This is a genomic window from Streptomyces capparidis (genome assembly GCF_054782095.1).
In genome coordinates this window covers 287,714-307,215 of record NZ_BAAGTD010000001.1, presented here as the reverse complement: position 1 = coordinate 307,215, position 19,502 = coordinate 287,714, and the positions used below count along the sequence as shown (strand labels likewise).

19 protein-coding genes are annotated in these 19,502 nt (G+C 75.5%); 6 read left to right on the top strand and 13 right to left on the bottom strand.

All coding sequences use genetic code 11. From position 1 onward, the window contains the following. Window positions 1-274 precede the first annotated feature (274 nt). Window positions 275-2,131 (bottom strand): serine hydrolase domain-containing protein, encoded by a 1,857-nt coding sequence (locus tag ACYVO2_RS01405; protein WP_461005632.1) that lies wholly within the window; start codon window positions 2,129-2,131, stop codon window positions 275-277. Between the two features lie 611 nt (window positions 2,132-2,742). Between ACYVO2_RS01405 and ACYVO2_RS01400 the strand changes: the two genes are divergently transcribed. Together ACYVO2_RS01400 and ACYVO2_RS01395 are read left to right on the top strand one after the other, a co-directional pair. After that, window positions 2,743-3,978 (top strand): FUSC family protein, encoded by a 1,236-nt coding sequence (locus ACYVO2_RS01400; protein ID WP_461005765.1) that lies wholly within the window; start codon window positions 2,743-2,745, stop codon window positions 3,976-3,978. A gap of 81 nt (window positions 3,979-4,059) precedes the next feature. Further along, window positions 4,060-5,277 carry a glycosyltransferase family 4 protein gene (locus ACYVO2_RS01395; protein ID WP_461005631.1) on the top strand — a complete coding sequence of 406 codons (1,218 nt, stop codon included), beginning with the start codon at window positions 4,060-4,062 and terminating at the stop codon, window positions 5,275-5,277. A 34-nt stretch (window positions 5,278-5,311) separates the two neighbouring features. Here the strand turns inward: ACYVO2_RS01395 and ACYVO2_RS01390 are convergent, their stop codons facing one another. From ACYVO2_RS01390 to ACYVO2_RS01380, 3 genes are all read right to left on the bottom strand, one after another. Further along, window positions 5,312-5,581: a hypothetical protein gene (locus tag ACYVO2_RS01390; RefSeq protein WP_461005630.1), complete on the bottom strand. Its 270-nt coding sequence runs from the start codon at window positions 5,579-5,581 to the stop codon at window positions 5,312-5,314. A gap of 118 nt (window positions 5,582-5,699) precedes the next feature. Then, on the bottom strand, window positions 5,700-6,383 hold the full coding sequence (locus ACYVO2_RS01385) for a permease prefix domain 1-containing protein (protein ID WP_461005629.1): 684 nt from the start codon (window positions 6,381-6,383) through the stop codon (window positions 5,700-5,702). Beyond that, window positions 6,380-6,727: a helix-turn-helix transcriptional regulator gene (locus tag ACYVO2_RS01380; protein WP_461005628.1), complete on the bottom strand. Its 348-nt coding sequence runs from the start codon at window positions 6,725-6,727 to the stop codon at window positions 6,380-6,382. Before ACYVO2_RS01380 ends, ACYVO2_RS01385 begins: the two co-directional genes overlap by 4 nt. 95 nt (window positions 6,728-6,822) lie before the next feature. On the opposite strand from ACYVO2_RS01380, the gene ACYVO2_RS01375 reads away from it, so the two are divergent. From ACYVO2_RS01375 to ACYVO2_RS01365, 3 genes are read left to right on the top strand one after another with little or no spacing between them, the layout of a single operon-like run. Continuing rightward, window positions 6,823-7,323: a hypothetical protein gene (locus tag ACYVO2_RS01375; protein WP_461005764.1), complete on the top strand. Its 501-nt coding sequence runs from the start codon at window positions 6,823-6,825 to the stop codon at window positions 7,321-7,323. Window positions 7,324-7,327: 4 nt separating this feature from the next. Further along, the gene (locus ACYVO2_RS01370) at window positions 7,328-7,645 is read left to right on the top strand and encodes a DUF3817 domain-containing protein (protein WP_461005627.1); all 318 of its coding nucleotides are present in this window, start codon (window positions 7,328-7,330) and stop codon (window positions 7,643-7,645) included. Window positions 7,646-7,689: 44 nt separating this feature from the next. Next, window positions 7,690-8,397: a DJ-1/PfpI family protein gene (locus ACYVO2_RS01365; RefSeq protein ID WP_461005626.1), complete on the top strand. Its 708-nt coding sequence runs from the start codon at window positions 7,690-7,692 to the stop codon at window positions 8,395-8,397. A 21-nt stretch (window positions 8,398-8,418) separates the two neighbouring features. Here the strand turns inward: ACYVO2_RS01365 and ACYVO2_RS01360 are convergent, their stop codons facing one another. Together ACYVO2_RS01360 and ACYVO2_RS01355 are read right to left on the bottom strand one after the other, a co-directional pair. Further along, on the bottom strand, window positions 8,419-9,390 hold the full coding sequence (locus tag ACYVO2_RS01360) for an SDR family NAD(P)-dependent oxidoreductase (protein ID WP_461005625.1): 972 nt from the start codon (window positions 9,388-9,390) through the stop codon (window positions 8,419-8,421). Window positions 9,391-9,600: 210 nt separating this feature from the next. Then, entirely contained in the window at window positions 9,601-9,891 is a 291-nt protein-coding gene (locus ACYVO2_RS01355) for a hypothetical protein (protein WP_461005624.1), read from the bottom strand. Between the two features lie 201 nt (window positions 9,892-10,092). Between ACYVO2_RS01355 and ACYVO2_RS01350 the strand changes: the two genes are divergently transcribed. Continuing rightward, window positions 10,093-11,091, top strand: coding sequence for a hypothetical protein (locus tag ACYVO2_RS01350; RefSeq protein ID WP_461005623.1), 999 nt, complete (start codon window positions 10,093-10,095; stop codon window positions 11,089-11,091). An 85-nt stretch (window positions 11,092-11,176) separates the two neighbouring features. Here the strand turns inward: ACYVO2_RS01350 and ACYVO2_RS01345 are convergent, their stop codons facing one another. Genes ACYVO2_RS01345 through iolC form a run of 7 tightly spaced genes read right to left on the bottom strand, consistent with a single transcriptional unit; the run spans window position 11,177 to window position 19,366 of the window. Further along, the gene (locus tag ACYVO2_RS01345) at window positions 11,177-12,181 is read right to left on the bottom strand and encodes a Gfo/Idh/MocA family protein (RefSeq protein ID WP_461005622.1); all 1,005 of its coding nucleotides are present in this window, start codon (window positions 12,179-12,181) and stop codon (window positions 11,177-11,179) included. Further along, on the bottom strand, window positions 12,178-13,200 hold the full coding sequence (locus tag ACYVO2_RS01340) for a TIM barrel protein (RefSeq protein ID WP_461005621.1): 1,023 nt from the start codon (window positions 13,198-13,200) through the stop codon (window positions 12,178-12,180). Before ACYVO2_RS01340 ends, ACYVO2_RS01345 begins: the two co-directional genes overlap by 4 nt. Before the next feature lie 40 nt (window positions 13,201-13,240). Beyond that, complete coding sequence (locus tag ACYVO2_RS01335) at window positions 13,241-14,737, bottom strand: CoA-acylating methylmalonate-semialdehyde dehydrogenase (protein WP_461005620.1); 1,497 nt, start codon at window positions 14,735-14,737, stop codon at window positions 13,241-13,243. 17 nt (window positions 14,738-14,754) lie between these two features. Further along, window positions 14,755-16,647, bottom strand: coding sequence for a 3D-(3,5/4)-trihydroxycyclohexane-1,2-dione acylhydrolase (decyclizing) (gene iolD / locus ACYVO2_RS01330; RefSeq protein ID WP_461005619.1), 1,893 nt, complete (start codon window positions 16,645-16,647; stop codon window positions 14,755-14,757). Continuing rightward, window positions 16,640-17,554 (bottom strand): 5-deoxy-glucuronate isomerase, encoded by a 915-nt coding sequence (iolB, locus tag ACYVO2_RS01325; protein WP_461005618.1) that lies wholly within the window; start codon window positions 17,552-17,554, stop codon window positions 16,640-16,642. The genes iolD and iolB overlap by 8 nt, the downstream gene beginning before the upstream one ends. After that, window positions 17,551-18,447 carry a Cgl0159 family (beta/alpha)8-fold protein gene (locus ACYVO2_RS01320; protein WP_461005617.1) on the bottom strand — a complete coding sequence of 299 codons (897 nt, stop codon included), beginning with the start codon at window positions 18,445-18,447 and terminating at the stop codon, window positions 17,551-17,553. Before ACYVO2_RS01320 ends, iolB begins: the two co-directional genes overlap by 4 nt. Further along, window positions 18,440-19,366, bottom strand: a complete 927-nt coding sequence (gene iolC, locus ACYVO2_RS01315; RefSeq protein WP_461005763.1) for a 5-dehydro-2-deoxygluconokinase — start codon at window positions 19,364-19,366, stop codon at window positions 18,440-18,442. Before iolC ends, ACYVO2_RS01320 begins: the two co-directional genes overlap by 8 nt. Between the last annotated feature and the right edge of the window lie 136 nt (window positions 19,367-19,502).

Genomic DNA, 19,502 nt, shown 5'->3' with positions numbered 1-19,502 from the left:
GGACTGGTACCACAACTGATTCCGCTTCGGGAGTCCCTGATCGGGTGAGGCCCGCGGCCGGGAAGCCACGGCCCGGAGGCGGAAAACGCCGATCATCCTAGCGATTACTGGTAAGGACCACTCAGTTGATCGGTATACGTGGCCGGTTCGTGAGCGTGACGCTCAACTCATCCGCCCCGCGGGGGGATTCCGCTTACCCCCGTTCGGGGGGAGCTCCGTGTCCGCCGCCCCGCCGGGCGGCGGCCGGCGGCCGGTTCGCGCGGCACCGGGTCGGTCAGTCCGGGCTGAGCGCCCAGCCGTCGGGGGTGAACAGGGCCGCGTCGCGGGGGCGTTCGCCGTCCAGCAGGACCCCGCCCCGGGCGTCGTGGACGCGGACGGCGTCCACGTACACGCCGCGGCCGACGCCCGCCCAGCCGTTCGCCGTGGTGTACCGCCAGCGCACCGCGGTCGTGCCCTCGGGCAGCGCCGCCCGCGCCAGCGCCCAGCGGCGTCCGCCGAACCCGCGCACGGTGCCGTCGGTGCGCCGGGTGGCGCGGCCCGCGGTCAGCCCGAACGGGACCGGGCGCCACGACGTGCCGTCCGCCGACGCCTCGAACGCGGCCTCGTCGTCGCCGTCCTCGGTGTCGTACCACAGCCAGAACCGGGCCTGGGCCGCCCCGGCCGGCACCGGCAGGGCCAGCGTGGCCGTGGTGCCCGCGGCCGTGCCGGAGAACCAGGCGGTGCGCCCGCGGCGGGGCCGCACCGCGACCGCCCGGCCCAGCGCGGTGGCCACGGCCCGGCGGGCGGGGTTGTTGGAGCCCCAGTCCCGGGTGGGGTGCACCCGGGTGGCCAGCAGGACGGCGATGGAGCGGGAGAGCGGGTCGATCACCAGCGACGTCCCGGTGTAGCCGGTGTGCCCGGCGGTGACCGGGGAGGACAGCGGGCCCATGTACCAGTGCTGGTTCAGCTCGAAGCCCAAGCCGTGGGAGTCGCCGGGGAAGGCGGTGTTGTGGTCGGTGAGCATCGCGCGCACCGAGTCCTCGGTGAGGATCCGGGCGCGGCCGTACCTGCCGCCGTTGAGCACCGCCTGGGCCAGCACGGCCAGGTCGCGCGCGGTGGAGAACACCCCGGCGTGGCCCGCGACGCCGCCCAGCGACCAGGCGTTCTCGTCGTGCACGCTGCCGCGGATCATGCCGCGCGGGGGGCTGGTCCACGTCATGTACTCGGTCGCGGCGATCCTGGGGAGCAGCTCGGCGGGCGGGGTGAAGCCGGTGTCCGCCATGCGCAGCGGGCCGGTGATGTCGTCGGCCACCACCCGGTCCAGGCGCCGGCCGGTGACGTTCTCCACGACCCGGCCGAGCGCGATCAGGTTCAGGTCGGAGTACAGGTAGCGGGTGCCGGGCGCGGCCTGCGGCGCGGCGGCGAACGCGGCGCGGAAGCGCTCGTCGGGGGTGGGCCAGTCCCGGTACAGCGGCAGCCAGGCGGGCAGGCCGGAGGTGTGGGTGAGCAACTGCCGGATCGTGATCGCTTCCTTGCCGTTCTCGGCGAACTCCGGCAGGTAGCGGACCACGGGGGCATCGAGCTCGATCCGGCCGCGCTCCATCTGCTGCACCACCGTGATCGAGGTGAACAGCTTGGTGACCGACGCCAGATCGAAGACGGTGTCGCGGCGGACCGGGACCCACTCCTCGGGCGGCAGCTCCACGGCCCGCTTGGTCGCCGCGTCGTAGCCGGAGTAGCGCACCGCGTGGCCGACCGCCTCGTGCACCGCGATCACGCCGTCCCTGGCCGCGAGCACCACGGCGCCCGCGTACTGCGGGTGGGTCGGCGAGGGCGCCAGGTACTGCGCCGTGTGGGCGGCGATGCGCTCGACGTGCTCCGGGAGCAGGCCCGCGTCCCGGGCGGAGCCGGGGCGCAGGGTGACGCCCGGGGTGAAGCGCAGGTCCTGGGGGGTGACGGTGGGCGGGCCCGGGTCGGGGTCCGCGGCGGGGGAGCCGGTGCTCGCGGCGGCGGGCCGCGCGCCCGGGGCGAGCGCGAGGGCGGGCAGGGGGGCGAGCCCGTACCGGAGCGCCTGCCGCCTGCCGAGCCGGGGTCCGCCGCCGCCCGGCCGCGGTCCCTGCTCGCGCGTCCAGCGTCTGACGTGGCCGGTCATGAACCGCACTCCTCCTGGTAGGGGCCCGCGCCGCGCCGAGGCGGTGCCGCTGATCCCTGCCTGCGTCGGCGCCGTTCGGGCTGACACCGAAGCGTGACCGAACGGGATCGTTCCGTCAACGCCGGGCCGCCGAGGGCGCCCGCTGTTCCCCTGTTCGGCAGCGGCCCTCACGGCTTCTCCGCCACTTCTCCCCGCTTCCTTCCCCTCCCCTCACCCGGCTCCCCACCTTCCGGCCGCCCCCACCGCGCCCCGGCGCCGTTGATCCGCCCCGGCCGTTTACCCGCCCGCTCTCGTGACAGAAGCTAAAAAGAATGGCCGAGTTCGATCGCTGCTCTTCCGGTCCCGGACGCCGTGTCGCCGTCGTGTCGTGAACTTCCGCGCGCCCCGGTATCCGTTCCCGTCGCCGGGGTAGTGATCACGTTTGCGACTGCCCTCCGACCGCCCCCTACCTCAACCCGATCAAACCTGTTCGTTTTCGTTCGACTCACGTCGAGTAGGGGACTGATGCAACCGATGACACCTCACAACCCCACACCTCGCCCCGCGGAACCCTCCGCCACCCGGCCGCGCCCCACCACGGGCCCGCACACTCCGGCGGTGGATCCGGCGTGATGCAGGCTCTGCTCGACCGGGTCGGCCTCGGCGCACTGCCCGCCGGGCTGGCCAGATCACGCCATGATCCGGTGGTGGTCCAGACGCTGCGGGCCACGGCCGGGGCGGTGCTCGCGTTCGTCGTGGCGCGCTGGCTGACGGGCTACTCCGCCCCCCTGCTGGCGCCGCTGACCGCGCTGCTCGTGGTGCAGGTCAGCCTGTACGCCACGCTGACCTCCGGGATACGCCGGATCAACAGCGTCATCGCGGGCGTGCTCATCGCGGCCCTGTTCAGCCAACTGGTGGACCTGGACTGGTGGAGCCTCGGCCTGCTCATCCTGCTCTCGCTGGTGCTCGGGCACCTGGTGCGGGTGGACGAGTTCGTGCCCGAGGTGGCGATCAGCGCCATGCTGGTGCTGGGCGTCTCCCATGTCGCGCAGACCGCCTGGGGCCGGGTGTGGGAGACGCTGATCGGCGCCGCCACGGGGATGCTGTTCAACGCCCTGTTCGTGCCGCCCGTCCTGGTCCGGCCCGCCGGGGAGGCCATCACCGACCTGGCCGGGCGGATGCGGGAGCTGCTGCTGCGGGTCGGGCGGGAGCTGCACGGGGAGGTCCCGCCGGACCGGTCCGGGGCGTGGCTGCGCGAGGCCCGCACCCTCGACCAGGACATCGTGCGGGTGGACGCCGCGCTGTCCACCGCGGAGGACACGCTGCGCTGCAACCCGCGGGTGCGCGAGGGCGTGCTCACCCGGATCGTCCTGCGCAGCGGCCTGGACACCCTGGAGATCTCCGCGGTGGTGCTGCGCACCCTGTGCCGGTCGCTGACCGACCTGTCCCAGGGGCGGCGCGGCGAGCGGCTGTACCCGCCGGACGTCGCGGAGGGGCTGGAGCGGCTGCTCACCCATCTGGCGGACGCGGTGCACAGCTTCGCCCACCTGATCACCGCCCAGGTCAGCGCGAACGCGGAGCAGGCCGAGGAGGAGCTGACCCGGGCGCTGGCCGCGGCCAGGGAGGACCGCAGGGCGATCGCCGCCCTGCTGCTCGCCGAGTCCGAGCGGCAGCCCGACCGGTGGCAGTTGCACGGGGCGCTGCTGGCCAACATCGACCGGCTGATGAGCGAGCTGGACGTGGAGAAGCGCTCGGCCTGGCTGGAGGAGGAGCTGGACCGCTACTCCGAGCGGCGCCGCCCCCGCACCCCCCTCGACCGCTTCGGGATGCGGGTGCGCACCGTCTGCGGCAAGCCCTGGCGGCGCTGACCGGGCGACCCGCCGGGCGGGCCGTCACCCGTTTCCCCCGCCCCGGATGCCGGGGGTGCGCGCCCCTGGTTGGGTGGCCGCATGACCGCACCCGCGCGCCGCGCCGGAGGGCCCCGGGCCCCCGCGCCGCCGCCCCGGGTCCTCCGCCTCGCCTCGGTGTTCGAGCCGCTGGACCTCACCCCGGACTGGGTGCGCTTCGACCCCGTCGGCGGCATGCAGAACCACGTCGCCGAGCTCACCCGCTGCCTGGACGGCCTCGGTCTGCGCCAGTACGTGCTCACCTCCCGCCTGGCGGGCCCCGCGGGCCGCTCCCGCCTCGGGGAGCGCGCGGTGGTGGCCCGCACCGGGATCCGCGTCCCCGCCCTGCGCCAACTGTGGGCACCGCCCGCCCTGGTGGCCGCGCTGCGCGCCCGGGGCCCGTTCGACGTGGTGCACGCCCACTCCGGCGAGGACCTGGCCGTCCTCCCCGTCGCCCGCCTGGCCGCCGCCAGGCACCGCTGCCCCCTGGTCGTCACCCTCCATTGCAGCCTGCGCCACACCCTCCGCGACGGCTCACCGCGCACGGCCCTGCTGCGGCTGCTGGGGGGCCGGGTGGAGCGGCGCTCGGTGGCCGCCGCGGACGCCGTCGTCGTCCTCACCCCCACCGCGGCGCGGCACCTGGCGGACGACGGCGTCCCGCCCTCCCGCCTGCACGTCATCCCGTCCGGCTTCTCCCCCGCCCTGTTCGCCGAGGGCCGCCCCGACCCCTTCCCCGGCCTCCCCCGCCCCCGGATCGCCTACATCGGCCGCCTCGCCCCCCAGAAGGGCGTCGCCACCCTCCTCGACGCCCACCGCCACTGCCGCGTCCCCGCCGCCCTGCTCATCGTCGGCGACGGCCCCTGCCGCCCCGCGCTCGAAGCCCGCGCCCGCGGCCGGGCCCACTTCACGGGCTTCCTCCCGCACACCCGCATCCCCGCCGTCCTGGAGCACATCGACGTGCTGGTCCTGCCGAGCGTGTACGAGGAGCTGGGCTCGGTCCTGGTGGAGGCCATGGCCGCGGCCCGCCCCGTCGTCGCGGGCCGCGTGGGCGGCATCCCCGACCTGATCCGGGACGGCGAGAACGGCCTGCTGGCCGACCCGGGCGACCCCCGTTCCTTCGCCGCCGCCATCGACCGCGTCCTGACCCACCCCTCCCTCGCCACCCACCTCGGCGAAACGGCCCACCGCACCGCCCGCCCCTACGCCTGGCCCCGCCTGGCGGAGCGGGTGGCGGGCGTGTACGACGAGGTGATCGCCCGGGCGCGGGGGGCGGGGCGGTGACCGGTCCGCGCCGTCCGCGTGTCGGACCCGGCGGTCAGCGGCCCCCTTCGGCCCGGTCCACCGGGTCCGAGCAGCGGGGGCACCAGTGGCCGTCGCCCTGGAGGTAGGTCCAGCCGAGTTCGGCGGCGCGGGGGGCGCCGGCGGTGGCCCGGTGGGTGATGTGGCCCCACAGGTCGTCCTCCAGGGACGGGCCCGCGTCCTCCACCACGACGTCGAACGTGGTCCGCGTGCCGCACCCCGGCCGGTCGCAGACCAGGTAGAAGCGTATGGGGCCGGGGGCCTTGCCGTCGGTGGCCATGGTCATGGATCAAGTCTCCAGATCCGCTCCGTCCCGCGAAGCCTCTTTGCGCCAACCGAGGCTCGGCCTCCGTGCCGCGCCGGGCCGGTCGGCGGGGCCGCCGCCGCGCGCGCCGCGGGTGCCGTCAGGCCCCCGGGGCGGCCAGGGGCAGGCGGGCGCACTCGCGGCAGGCTCGGGCGGAGGCGGCGAGTTTGGCGTGGGAGGCGAGGGTGAGGGCGCCGGCGAGGAGGCTCAGGGGCCAGTTCGCGGCGAGGAGTGAGGCGGTGGTGAGGGTCAGGGCGCTGACGCCGAGGGCCACGGCCGCGGTGGTGCCGGTCCAGGCGACCAGCAGGGGCAGGCGGCGGGGGGTGGGCAGGCGGCGGGCGAGGGCGCCGGTGGCGGCCAGGCAGGCGGCGGCGAGCAGGGCGGCCCCGGCCGCGGCGCCGCCGAGGTGGGCGGCGGCCAGTTGGGCGACGGGGGGCACGTCGCGGCCCCGGCTGTGGTGGGCGGCGCCCACCAGGTACCAGCAGGCGATGAGGAACGGGACGGTGAGCGCGACGGCCCTGGCGGTCCGCCGGGCCTGAGCGATGGTCAGCTCTTGCTGGAAGCTCGGCGCGACCTCCGCCACCGTCCCGAAGTCCCGCACCGCCCGCCGGGCCGCCCCGTCCCCGGGGTCCCCCTCGTGGGCGAGGTCGGCCGCGGCGTCGGCGAGGCCGTCGCGGACCTCGGCCAGCATCCGGGCCTTGACCCGCTCCGGCCCGTGCAGGGCCGCGTCCAGCGCCGCGACGTGCTCCGCGATGGGGTCGGGGCCGCGGGCGGGCGCCGTCACGTGACTCCTCCAGGGGCCGGGGCCGGGGCCGGGTCGAGGACGGAGCCGATGGCGGTGGTGAAGGCCCGCCAGGCCGTCCGCTCGTCCGCCAGGGTGCGGCGGCCCGCCTCGGTCAGTTCGTAGCAGCGGCGCCGCCGCTCGCCGACGGACTGCCAGGTGCTGTGGAGCAGGCCGAGCCGCTCCAGCCGGTTCAGCGCCGGGTACATCGTGCCCGTGCGCAGCTCCAGGGCTCCTCCGCTGCGCTGCTGGACGGCGGTGATGATCGCGTAACCGTGCAGTGGGCCCGATTCCAGGACGGACAGCAGCAGACCGTCCAGGTGCCCTCGCACCGCATCTCCCTTCATGGCAGCAGCGTACATGGGGCTCGTAGACGTCCTATACATTGGTTACCAACGTGTTGGTGCCCTACTGCACCAGCGAGGCGAAACAGGGGGTCGTGGTGACCAAGTTCCTGCTGTCCGTGCACGTCCTGGCGGCGATCCTGGCGATCGGGCCGGTGGCGGTGGCCGCCTCGGCGTTCCCGCGCTACGCCCGCCAACCCCCGGACGCGGCGGGCGGGCGGGCCGCCGGGACCGCCGCCTTCCTGCACGGCATCTGCCGCCGGTACACCGTCGTCGGGGTGGCCGTGCCCGTCTTCGGCCTGGCCACCGGGGCGCAGATGGGGGTGCTCACCGACGCGTGGCTGATCGCGTCGATCCTGCTGACGACGGCCGCCGCGGCCCTGCTGGCGATGGCCGTGCTGCCGGGGCAGCGGCGGATGCTGGCGACCGCGGGCGGCGGGGAGGGCGCCGCCGGGGCGGATGGCGCCGCCGAGGCGGACGAGGCCGGGGCGCGGGCGGCGGCGGCGCGGCTCGCCGGGCTCACCGGGGTGTTCAACCTGCTGTGGGCGGTCGTCGTCGTGCTGATGATCGTCCGGCCCGGCTCCACCACGGGGGCGTGACCCGGTGCGCGCCCTGCGGTTCGCCGCCGCCACCGAGGCGGTCTCGCTGGCGGTGCTGCTGCTCAACCTGGTCACGGTGCACGCGGAGCCGGTCTCGACGCTGTGCGGGCCCGTGCACGGCACCGCCTATCTCGCCGTCATCGCCCTCACCTGGACCACCCCGGCCACCGCCGCGACCCGCACCCGGTGGCAGGCCGCCGTCCCGGGGATCGGCGGGCTGCTCGTCCTGCGGCGGACCGACGCCGGCGGACGGGACGGCGGCGGCGGACGGGACGGCGGCGACGTCCCCGGAACCCGGAGCGGCCGCCGTCCGACCGTTTGAACGACCCCGCACACCCGACGGCCCACCCCCAAGGAGCGAGCGACATGGACAGACGGCACCTGCTGCGCACCGGCGCCGCCGCCACCGCCGGCCTCGGCATCGGCGCGGCCTCCACCGCCCCGGCGTCCGCCGCGGGACGGGACCGCGACGCGCCGCTGCGCGTGCACACCGTCCTGTTCGACGGCGTGGAGGAGCAGGACTTCGCCGGGCCGGTGGAAGTCTTCGGCATCGCCGGGCACCGGCACCGGATCACGCAGACGTTCGTCACCGCCGAAGGCCCCCGGACCGTGACCACCTCCTCCGGCATGGAGATCGTGGTGCGCGCCCCCTGGTCGCCCCGGTCCGCCGACGTGCTCGTGGTGCCCGGCGGCGGCTACCGGGGCGAGGGGCCCGGCGTGGCCGCGGAGATCCGTCGCGGCGTCCTGCCCCGGGCGCTGGCCGCCGCCGAGCGCCCCGGGCTCGTCCTGGCGGCGGTGTGCACCGGGACGATGCTGCTGGCTGCCGCGGGCGTCACCGCGGGGCGGCCGTGCACCACGCACCACGCCGCGAAGGCGGACCTGGCGGCCCGGGGAGCCGAGGTCGTCGGCGGACGGGTCGTGGACGACGGCGACCTGGTCACCTGCGGCGGCGTCACCTCGGGCCTGGACCTGGCCCTGTGGCTCGTCGAACGCCTCCACGGCCCGGCCACCGCCCTGTTCACCGAGGAGGTGCTGGAGTACGAGCGCCGCGGCACGGTCCACCGCACCCGCTGAGCGCCCGGCCGCCCCGTGGTCTCAGTGGTCCGTGGGAAAGGCGTTGATGCCGGTGCGGGCGGCCGACAGGGTCCACAGGCGGGCGGCTTCGGTGGGGTCCGCGGCGTGGGGGCGGACGCCGGTGGGGGTGGCGCCGGGGGTGGGGGCGGCGGGCTCGGCGATGTCGCAGTCCTCGCAGTACAGGCCGCCGAGGCCGGCCAGGCGGGGGGAGGTGGCCGCCCAGACCTGGGTGGCCGCGCCCTGCTCGCAGGACTTGAAGCCGGGGCCGGTCGCGTTGCCGTCGGCGTCGATCCAGCCCCGCTCGACGAGTTCGTCGCGGAGCGGGGAGTTCTGGAGGGAGGACAGGACGACGCCGGGGTTGGCGGAGAAGGCCCGCACGCCCCGGTCGCGGGCGAGCGTGTCGAGGTGGGCGGCGAACAGCGCGTTGGCGGTCTTGGCCTGCGCGTACGCCAGCCACTTGTCGTAGCCGGTGCGGAAGTCCACGTCGTCCCAGCGCACGCCGGTGTGGTGGTGGGCGCCCGAGGAGACGGTGACGACGCGCGCCCCGCCCGCCTCGACGGCCGGCCACAACAGGTTGACCAGCGCGAAGTGGCCGAGGTGGTCGACGGCGAACTGCGCCTCCCAGCCGGGGCCCACCCGGGTCGGCGGGCACGGCAGGAGCGCGGCGTTGGCGATGACGATGTCCAGGGTGCGGCCGGTGGCGAGGAAGCGCTCGGCGAACGCGCGGACGCTGCCGAGGTCGGCCAGGTCCAGCGCGTCCACCTCCACCCCGGCGAGGCCGGCCAGGGCGTCCCGGGCCGCGTCCGGCCTGCGGGCGGGCACCACCACACGGGCGCCCGCGCCGGCGAGGGCCCGCACCGTGGCCAGGCCGATCCCGGAGTAGCCCCCGGTGACCAGGGCGAGGCAGCCGGACAGGTCGATGCCGTGCAGCACCTCCTCGGCGGTGGACTCACCGCCGAACCCGGATCCGATCCTGCGCTGTGCGGTGTCCATGGTGGCTCCTCGGTGGCGACGTGACGGTGCGACGGTGTGACGGTGCGGCGAGGCGACGATGTGACGGCCCGGCGACGCGGCAATTCGGCGATGCGGCGAGCCGCGTCGTCGGGGAGGGGCGCGCCGGTCGGGCCGCCCGGCGCCCAGCCTGCCCGACCGCCCCTCGCGCGGCACATGATCGGCCCTCGCCGGACGGCGGGCGCCCGGCGGTCAGGCCACCACCGGGTCCTCGTCCCCCATCGCGTCCCCGATGCCGAGCGACGCCACCGCCGCCTGGGCGCGTTCGACGTGGGCGCGGCCGGCCTCCTGGAACTCCTCGGTGCGGACCTGGCGGCGGATGTGCTCCTCGACCGCCTCGCGGATCACCGCGTTGGCGGTGGAGTTCCGCACGGCGGCGAAGGCGTGCACGCGCTGGAGCAGCCCCTCGGGGAAGCGGACGGAGACGACGAGGTGCCGCTCCTCGTCCTCGGCGCGGGCCTGGGGGCGGTGGTCGTCGATCACGGGGTCTCCTTCGGCGGGGCCTTTGGTTCTCGCTTCGTGAGGCGGCGGCTACGGCAGGTCATCCCTTGGGGACCACAGTCCTACCAGGAACTCAACTTCCAGGAAACGGGCAGGTAGTTGGCGCGTTCGGGGTGGGTACTGTTGTCCGTCATCGGTGGCGGGGGACGCGTGACCGAAGGCGAGCCATCAAGGAGGATGAGCGTGCCCAGGTTGGACGATCGGCCATGCCCGGAAGCGGTGGCGATGGCCCGGGTGGGTGCCGCGTCCGTCTGGAGCTCGCTGCGCGACGTCCACACCGAGCTGTACCAGGACGAGGACGTCGAGGACACCCTGCACCGCATCCCCATGCCCACCACGGGCCGGGGCCGCGTCGAGTTATTGGCCAAGGACTACGCGTCGCCCGCGGACACCCGTCCGCCCGCCGGGGTGCCCAGGGCCGCCGCCCAGTGGTGGCAGAACGTGCAGCACGCCCGGGACACCCTGTTCGCCGACGCCGAGCACGCGCTGCGCCCGCACGTGCCGGGGCTGAAGGTGGTCGGGGCGCTGGGGGACGGCAGGAGCCGGCTGGCGCAGGTGCAGCGGTGCCGTGAGGAGAAGCGTTCCTTCCTTTCCCTGTCGATCAGCGGTTCGCTGCGGAACTTCCTGGTCACGGGGGCCGGGGACACCCTGGCGGTGTCGATCCTGGTGTGGCTGCCCGGCGGGCCGCTCGCGGCGGCCGTGGTGACCGCGAACTCGGCGCTGGCCGCCGACTGCGGCAGCGCGTACCGGCTGCGGCCGGCGTACGCGGAGTGGGAGCGCATCACCGAGGACACCAGCCGCCAGCCCGCCGACACCGGGCACGTGGTGCTGCCCGTGGAGATGCGCTCCTCGGACGCGTGGCTGCGCGGGGTGTTCCACGACATCCACTACTCGCGGCTGACCAGCGCGACCATCACCGACGCCCTGCTGAGCCACAGCGTGCCGGTCGCGGTGAGCAGCTCGTCCGCGCCGCTGGACTCCGCCCTGCCGCTGGTCGCCGCCGCCCACGGCTTCACCGTCCGCCCGCTCGCCCCGGAGCGCTCCCCCGCCTGGGCGCCCTGGGAGGCGGCCGCCCGCGTCCTGCGCGCCCTGACCGAGGGCACCCCCCTGCCCGAGCTGATCATCAGCCGCGACCAGTTGACGGCGGGCAGCCTGGCCCGGGTCCTCCAGTTGCGGCCGTGAGCGGGGAAGCGCCGGCGCGGGAGCGCGCCGGGCCGCCCGGGGCTGCCCGGGCGGCCCGCCGCGCCACGCGTGGGGATCGCCGGAGCTACGCGTAGAACTCCGGGCGGTCCTTCATGTCCACGGGCACCACGCGGCCCGTGTCCAGGGACTCCACCGTCGCGCGGGTGATCACCGTGGCGGCGTAGCCGTCCCAGGCGGAGGGTCCGGTGGTGCGGCCCGCCGCGACGGAGGCGACCCACTCCTGGAACTCCACGTCGAAGGCGGCGCCGAAGCGCTCCTTCCAGTCCTGGACCACGGCCGTGCGGGACTCGCCGCCGGTGCGGACCAGGGCGCGGGCCGGGTCGGGGAGGCGGGCCAGGCCGGTCTCGCCGACGATCTCGCAGGCGATGTCGTACCCGTACTGGCAGTTGACGAAGACCTCCAGGTCGATCCGGGTCCCGGAGGCCGTCTCGAACAGCATGAACTGGGGGTCCCTCAGCCCCGCGGGGCCGCGGCCGGTGGAGCGGGGCACGATCACCTGGGTGGTGACGATCTCGTCGTCCAGCAGCCACCGCAGCACGTCGATCTCGTGCACGGCCGTGTCCAGCGCCGCCATCTCGGTGGTGTACCACGGCGGCGAGCCCGCGTTGCGGTGCGCGCAGTGCACCAGCAGCGCCGGGCCGATCGCGCCGCCCTCCACGATCCGCTTCAGCTCGCGGTACCCGGCGTCGTACCGCCGCATGAACCCCACCTGCACCAGCCGGCTGCCGTGCGCCATCTCGGCCTCGACGATGCGCAGGCAGTCCTCCGGGTCGGTGGCCAGCGGCTTCTCGCAGAAGACGGGCTTGCCCGCGGCGACGGCGTTCAGCACGTGCTCGGCGTGCGTCGGCCCCCACGAGGTGACGACCACCGCGTCCACCTCCGGGTCGGCGACCACCTTGGCCCCGGTGGCCAGCGCCCGCGCCCCCGAGTCCGCGGCGACCCGGGCGGCGAGGGCGGCGTCGATGTCGGTGACGGCGACGACCCGCGCGCCGTAGGTGACCTCGGTCAGCCGCCGGATGTGGTCCCGGCCGATCATGCCGGTCCCGATGACTCCCACACGGACGGTCACGAGCGGGCCCCCCTCTCGCGAGCAACGCCCCGGGTGCCGCCGGTGCCGCGGGTGACCCGGGAGGCCGGGCGGGTGGTGCCGGACAGGCCGCACGAGGCCAGGTACTCGCGGGTGCGGCGGGCGATCGGCAGGGGGACGTCCGGCGCGCACGGGTACAGGTCCTGCTCGACGATGACGAACACCTCGCCGTCCAGCGCGGACAGCTCCGCCACCACGGCGGCCGGGTCGGGCACCCCGGCGGGCGGCGAGACGCACACCCCCCGCCGCACGGCCTCCCCGAAGGAGAGGTCCTCCGCGGCGACCTGGGCGATGATCTCCGGGTCCATCTGCTTGATGTGGACGTACTCCACCCGGTCGCCGCAGCGCCGGATCAGGTCCACCGCGTCGCCGCCGCCGTAGGCGACGTGGCCGGTGTCCAGGCACAGGTTGGCGTACCGCGGGTCGGTGGCGTCCAGGAAGCGCTCGATCTCGGGCTGCGTCTGGATGTGGCTGTCCGCGTGGGGGTGCACGCACAGCCGCACGTCGTACTCCTCCAGCAGGATCCGGCCGAGGCCGTCGGCGACGCCGGCCATGGCCCGCCACTGCCCGGCGTCCAGGGTGGGGCTCTCGGTGAAGGCGCCGGTCCTCTCGTCCCGGTACATCGCCGGTATGGCCACCAGGTGGTGGGCGCCGGCGGCCGCGGTCAGCTCGGCGACCCTCCGGACGGTGGCGAGGGTCTGCTCCCACAGGTCGGGCCGGTGCAGGGCGGCGAAGGCGGTGCCGCCGGAGACGCGCAGGCCGCGGGAGCCGATCTCCTCGGCCAGTCGCCGCGGGTCCGTGGGCAGGTAGCCGAACGGGCCGAGCTCGAACCACGAGTACCCGGCGGCGGCCAGCTCGTCCAGGAAGCGGGTGTAGGGCACCTGGTGCTCGTCCTCGGGGAACCACACGCCCCACGAGTCGGGCGCCGAGCCGAGGCAGAGGTTGCCCGCGACGACGCGGGGGCTCGCGCCGGGGCCGGCGGAGGTGGACGCCGTAGTCATGGCCCTGGGTCCTTTCACGGTGGGGCTGGGGGTGGCGCGGTCAGGAGGAGGTGGGGAAGTGGAAGGCGGCCTCCACGGAGCGGTGCACATGCGGCCACCGGGTGGTGACGACCTTGGCGCGGGTGTAGAAGCGCACGCCCGCGGGCCCGTGGATGGGGCTGTCCCCGATGAGGGAGTCCTTCCAGCCGCCGAAGGAGTAGTAGGACATCGGCACCGGGATGGGCACGTTGACGCCGATCATGCCGACCCGCACCCCGCGCTGGAACCGCCGGGCCGACTCCCCGTCGGCGGTGAACACCGCGGTGCCGTTGCCGTACGGGTTGGCGTTGATCAGCGCGATCGCGTCGTCCAGGGTGTCCACGCGGACCACGGACAGCACCGGGCCGAAGATCTCCTCCCGGTAGGCGTCCATCGCGGGGGTGACGCGGTCCAGGACGGTGGGACCGACGAAGAAGCCGTCCTCGTGGCCGGCCACCTTCAGGTCCCGGCCGTCCACGACCACCGCGGCGCCCTGCTCGGCGCCCTTGGCGACGGCGCCGGCCACCCGCTTCCGCGCGGCCTCGGTGACGACGGGCCCCATCTCGCTCGCCGGGTCGTCGCCGGGGCCGACCCGCACCTCGCGGGCCTTGCGCTCCAGCACCGGCACCAGCGCGTCCGCGGCGTCCCCGACCGCCACGGCCACGGAGACGGCCATGCACCGCTGCCCGGCCGAGCCGAACGCGGCCGCGGTCAACTGGCTCGCGGCGAACTCCAGGTCGGCGTCGGGCAGCACCACCGCGTGGTTCTTGGCGCCGCCCAGCGCCTGCACCCGCTTGCCGGACTCCGAGGCGCGCCGGTGCACATACCTGGCGATCGGGGTGGAGCCGACGAAGGACACCGCGGCGACGCCGGGGTGGTCGAGGATCGCGTCCACCGCCGCCTTGTCGCCGTGGACCACGTTGAACACGCCGTCGGGCAGCCCCGCGTCGGCGTACAGCGACGCCACGAGGTTCGACACCGAAGGGTCGCGCTCGCTGGGCTTGAGCACGAAGGTGTTGCCGGTGGCGATCGCGATCGGGTGCATCCACAGCGGCACCATGATCGGGAAGTTGAACGGGGTGATGCCCGCGCACACCCCGAGGGGCTGCCGGAAGTCGTGCACGTCCACGTCCCGCGACACCTGGTCGGAGAAGCCGCCCTTGAGCGCGTCGGCGATGCCGCAGGCGTACTCCACGACCTCCCGGCCGCGCACGATCTCGCCGCGGGCGTCGTCGACGACCTTGCCGTGCTCGGCGGAGATCAGCCGCGCCAGCTCGTCCTCGTGCTTCACCAGCAGCTCGCGCAGCGCGAACATCACCCGGGTCCGCCGGCTCAGCGAGGAGTCCTGCCAGGTCTCGAAGGCGTTCGCGGCGGCGGTGACGGCGGCGTCCACCTCGGCGGGGCCGCCGAGCAGCACCCTGGCCCGCTCGGCGCCGGTGGCCGGGTTCCACACCGGCGCGGACCGCGTGGATCCGCCCGCGGTGGCCTGCCCGTTGATCCAGTGCTCGATGGTCCTCACGTCGCCTCCTCGGCGGGTCACAGGTAGTGGCGCTGGGCCTGCTTGGCCGCGCGGTAGTCGGCGTACGCCTTGCGGGTGCTCTCCAGCTCCGCCTCCTGGCCGACGGGCACGTCCCACCAGGCGCTGGAGGGCGGCCCCGGGGCGAGCGGGTCGGTCTCCACATGGATGACGGTGGTGCGGGCGGCCTTCCTGGCCCGCGCGACGGCGTCCCGGAATCCGGCCACGCCGTCCGCCCTGATCACCTCGGCGCCCAGGCTGGCGGCGTTCGCGGCCAGGTCCACCGGCAGCACCTCGCCGTCCAGGTCGCCGCTGGCCGGGTCGCGGAAGCGGTAGCTGGTGCCGAACCGCTGGGAGCCCAGCGACTCCGACAGCGCGCCGATGGAGGCGAAGCCGTGGTTCTGCACCACGATCACCACCACCTTGACGCCCTCGGCGACCATGGTGACCAGCTCCTGCGACATCATCAGGTACGAGCCGTCGCCGACCAGCACGAACACCTCGCGCCCCGGGTCGGCGAGCTTGGCGCCGAGCCCGGCGGCGACCTCGTAGCCCATGCAGGAGTAGGCGTACTCCACGTGGTAGGACTTCGGGTCGCGGGCCCGCCACAGCTTCTGGAGGTCGCCCGGCATGCTCCCGGCCGCGTTGATCACCACATCCCCTTCGCCGGTGAGCTCGTTCAGGGCGCCGAGGATCTCGGTCTGGGCGGGCAGCGGGCCGTGGCCCAGGTGGTAGCAGGCGTCGGTGACGCGCCGCCACTCCCCGGCCAGTCGCCGGGCGCGGGCCGTCCACGGCTCGGGGGCCCGCCAGCCGGCCAGCGCCCCGGTGAGGGCGGTCAGGCCCGAGCGGGCGTCGGCGACCAGCTCCACGGCGGCGTGCTTGGCGGCGTCCAGCCGGGCCACGTTGAGGTTGACGAACACCACCTCCGGGTCGCCGAACACGGTGTGGCTCGCGGTGGTGAAGTCGCTGTAGCGGGTGCCGACGCCCAGCACCACGTCCGCCTCGGCCGCCAGCGCGTTCGCGGCGGCGGTGCCGGTGGAGCCGAGGCCGCCGACCGCGCACGGGTGGTCCCACGGCACCGCGCCCTTGCCCGCGTGGGTGTCGGCGACGGGGATCCCGGTCGCCTCGGCGAACGCCCGCAGCTCGGCCACGGCCCGCGCGTACACGGCGCCGCCGCCCGCGACGACCAGCGGCCTGCGGGCCCCGCGCAGCGCGGCGGCGGCCCGCTCCAGCGCGGCCGGGTCGGCGGCGGGCCGCGGGATGTGCCAGACCCGCTCGCGGAAGAACGCCGCCGGCCAGTCGTACGCCTCCGCCTGGACGTCCTGCGGCATGCACAGCGTCACCGCGCCGGTCTCCGCCGGGTCGGTCAGCACCCGCATCGCGGCCATCGCCGCGGGGACGAGCTGCTCGGGCCTGCTGATCCGGTCGAACCACTTCGAGACCGGCCGGAACGCGTCGTTGACCGTCACATCGCCCGCCCGGGTGTCCTCCAGTTGCTGGAGCACCGGGTCGGGGAAGCGGGTGGCGAACATGTCGCTGGGCAGCAGCAGCACCGGCAGCCGGTTGGTGGTGGCCAGCGCCGCGCCCGTGATCATGTTGGTGGACCCGGGCCCGGTGGAGGCGGTGCAGGCGTACGTGGCCAGCCGGTCCCGCATCCTCGCGAACGCGACGGCGGTGTGCACCATGCCCTGCTCGTTGCGGGCCAGGTGGTACGGCAGGTCGGCCTCGCCGGTGCGGGCGGCCTGGAGCAGCGCCTGCCCGAGCCCGGCCACGTTGCCGTGCCCGAAGATGCCGAACACGCCGGGGATCAGCCGCTGCCGCTCCCCGTCCCGTTCGCTCCACTGGTTCGCGAGGAACCGCACCAGTGCCTGCGCCGTGGTCAGGCGCACCGTCCCGGACGACACCTCAACCACCGTCCTTTCCGCTCGCTGCGGGCCCGCGGCGGGCAGCCTTCCCGAACGGGAGCCGGGGGTCGGCCGGCCGACCGTCCCAGGTCCCGCGCACCCAGGCGTGCGCCGGGTCGTCGCAGATCAGCCAGGCCCGCTCCGGGCCCGGTCCGGCCATCACGTTCAGGTAGTACAGGTCGTAGCCCGGCGCGGCGACGGACGGGCCGTGCCAGCCGTGCGGAATCAGCACCACATCACCCGTGCGGACCTCGGCGAGCAGGTCCACCGGGCGGTCCTCGGTTCCGTACACCCGCTGGTAGCCCAGGCCGGGGCCGTGCGGCCCGTCCGCCACCTCGAAGTAGTAGATCTCCTCCAGCTCGCTCTCGCCCTCCCGCGCCTCGTCGTGCTTGTGCGGCGGGTAGGAGGACCAGTTGCCGCCCGGGGTGAGCACCTCGCACACGATCAGCCGGTCCGCCTCGAAGGTGTCCGGCAGGCAGTAGTTGTTGACCTGCCGCGAGCAGGCGCCCGCGCCGCGCAGCTCCACCGGCACGCCCTCGACCGGCCCGTAGCGGGCGGGCAGGCGGCGGGAGCAGCGCGCGGACGGCAGGGCGAACCGGCCGCCGCGCTCGCTGCGCAGCACCGCCTCGGCGTCCCGCGGCAGGTAGGCGAAGTCGGTGGGGGCGCAGAAGACGCCGTCCCGGCCGGCCAGGGCGAACCGCTCGCCGTCCACCTCGACGGTGCAGTCGCCGGCGAGGGGCAGCACCAGCGTCTCGGCGTCCCCGGTGGCCACGGCGCGGGACTCCCCCGCGGCCAGGTGCAGCACGGACAGGCCCGAGTGGCCCCAGCCGGCGGACTCCGGGGTGATCAGCACGGGGAACGGCCCGTCGGCGGTGCTGCCCGCCGGCAGGTGCAGGTCGCGGTCGAAGGTGGTCACAGCAGGCTCACCGCCCGGTCGACGGCCCCGGCGACGTCGCCGTCGGCGGGGTACAGCAGGGAGCGGCCCACCACCAGGCCGCAGACGGTCGGCAGGGCCAGCGCCCTGCCCCAGGCGGCGAACGCGGCGTCCGCGTCGTGCACCTCGCCGCCGAGCAGCAGCACCGGCAGGGTCGAGGAGGCCAGCACCCGTTCCATGTCCTCCACCACGGGCAGCTTCAGCCAGGTGTAGGCGGAGGTGCGGCCCAGGCCCGAGGCGATGGTGATGGAGCGGATCACCGCGTCCGGGCTGAGGTCGTTGCGCAGCCTGCCGTCCTCCCAGCGGGACAGGAACGGCTCGACCAGCGCGATCAGGCCGCGCTCGGCGAGCTCGTTCACCGCGCGCGCCGAGCTCTCCAGCACCGACGGGGTGGCGGGGTCGTCCAGCACGACGCGGGTGAGCATCTTGCCGCCGTCGAAGCGCATGGCGGCCACGGTCCGGGCGTCGTAGCCGGTGAACCGGTCGTCGGCCTCGAACACCGAACCGGCGATCCCGGCCCGGTTCATCGAGCCGAACACGGCCTTGCCGTCCAGCACGCCGAGCAGCAGCAGGTCCTCCAGGATGTCGGCGGTGGCCAGCACCCCCGTCACCCCCGGCCGCTCCAGCGCCGCGCACAGCCGGTCCAGCAGCTCGCCGCGGTCGGCCATGGCGGTCGGGTCGCCGCCGACGGCGTTGGCGCCGCGGGCCGGGTGGTCCGCGGCGACGATCATGGCCCGGCCGGCCTCGCCGAGCACCGAGGGGGCGGGGCGCCGCCGGGCGGCGGCCTCGGCCACGGCCCCAGGTCGGTGCGCCCGGGTCCGCACTATCCGCGCCACCCGCTCCGCCGCCGCCGGGCCCGTCGTGCGCTCAGGCATCGGCCACCTCGCCTAGCGCCGCGCGGACCTGCGCCTCCGTCGGCATGGCGTCCGAGCAGGCCAGTTGCCCGGCCACACAGGCGCCCGCCGCGTTCGCGAACTCGATCACCCGCCGCAGCTCCCAGCCCGCCAGCAGCCCGTGGCACAGCGCCCCGCCGAACGCGTCGCCCGCGCCGAGCCCGTTGACCACCTCCACCGGCACCGGCGGCACCTGGACCGCCCCGGAGTCGTCCACGGCCAGGACGCCCTTCGGCCCCTGCTTGACCACGGCCAGCGACACCCCGCGCTCCCGCAGCGCCGCCGCGGCCTCGCGCGGCTCGCGCACCCCGACGGCGGTGCGGCACTCGTCCAGGTTGCCCGCCGCGACCGTCGCGTACGGCAGCGCCCGGCCCACCCACTCGCGGGCCTCCTCGCGGGAGCGCCAGAACATCGGCCGGTAGTCCAGGTCGAGCACGGTGATCCCCCGCCCGCCGCGGGCCCGGAGCGCGGCCAGCGTCGCCGAGCGGCTCGGCTCGTCGCACAGGCCGGTGCCGGTCACCCACAGGATCCGCGCGGAGCGCACCGCGTCCAGGTCCAGCTCCTCGGGGCGGATCTCCAGGTCGGGGGCCTTGGGCTGCCGGTAGAAGTAGAGGGGGAAGTGGTCCGGCGGGAAGATCTCGCAGAAGGTGACCGGGGTGGGCAGCCCCTGCGCCACCCCGACGTACCGGTCGCTGACCCCGTACCCGGTGAGCGCCTTGCGCACGAAGCGGCCGAACGGGTCGTCCCCGGTCTTGGTGACGACCGCCGCGGAGCGCCCGTACCGGGCCGCGGCCACCGCCACGTTGGTGGGGCTGCCCCCGAGGTACTTGCCGAAGGAGGTGACGTCCTCCAGGCCGACGCCGGTCTGGAGCGGGTAGACGTCCACGCCCACCCTGCCCATGGCCAGCACGTCCAGCGGGGCGCTCCCCGCCGCCTGCGGGGCGCCGCCCTGGGGCGGCGGCTGCTCGTCACGCACCGGTGGTACCTCCAATGCCCCGGATCGGGGCGGCGGGGCGGCTCGTCGGAGAGCTTGCGCG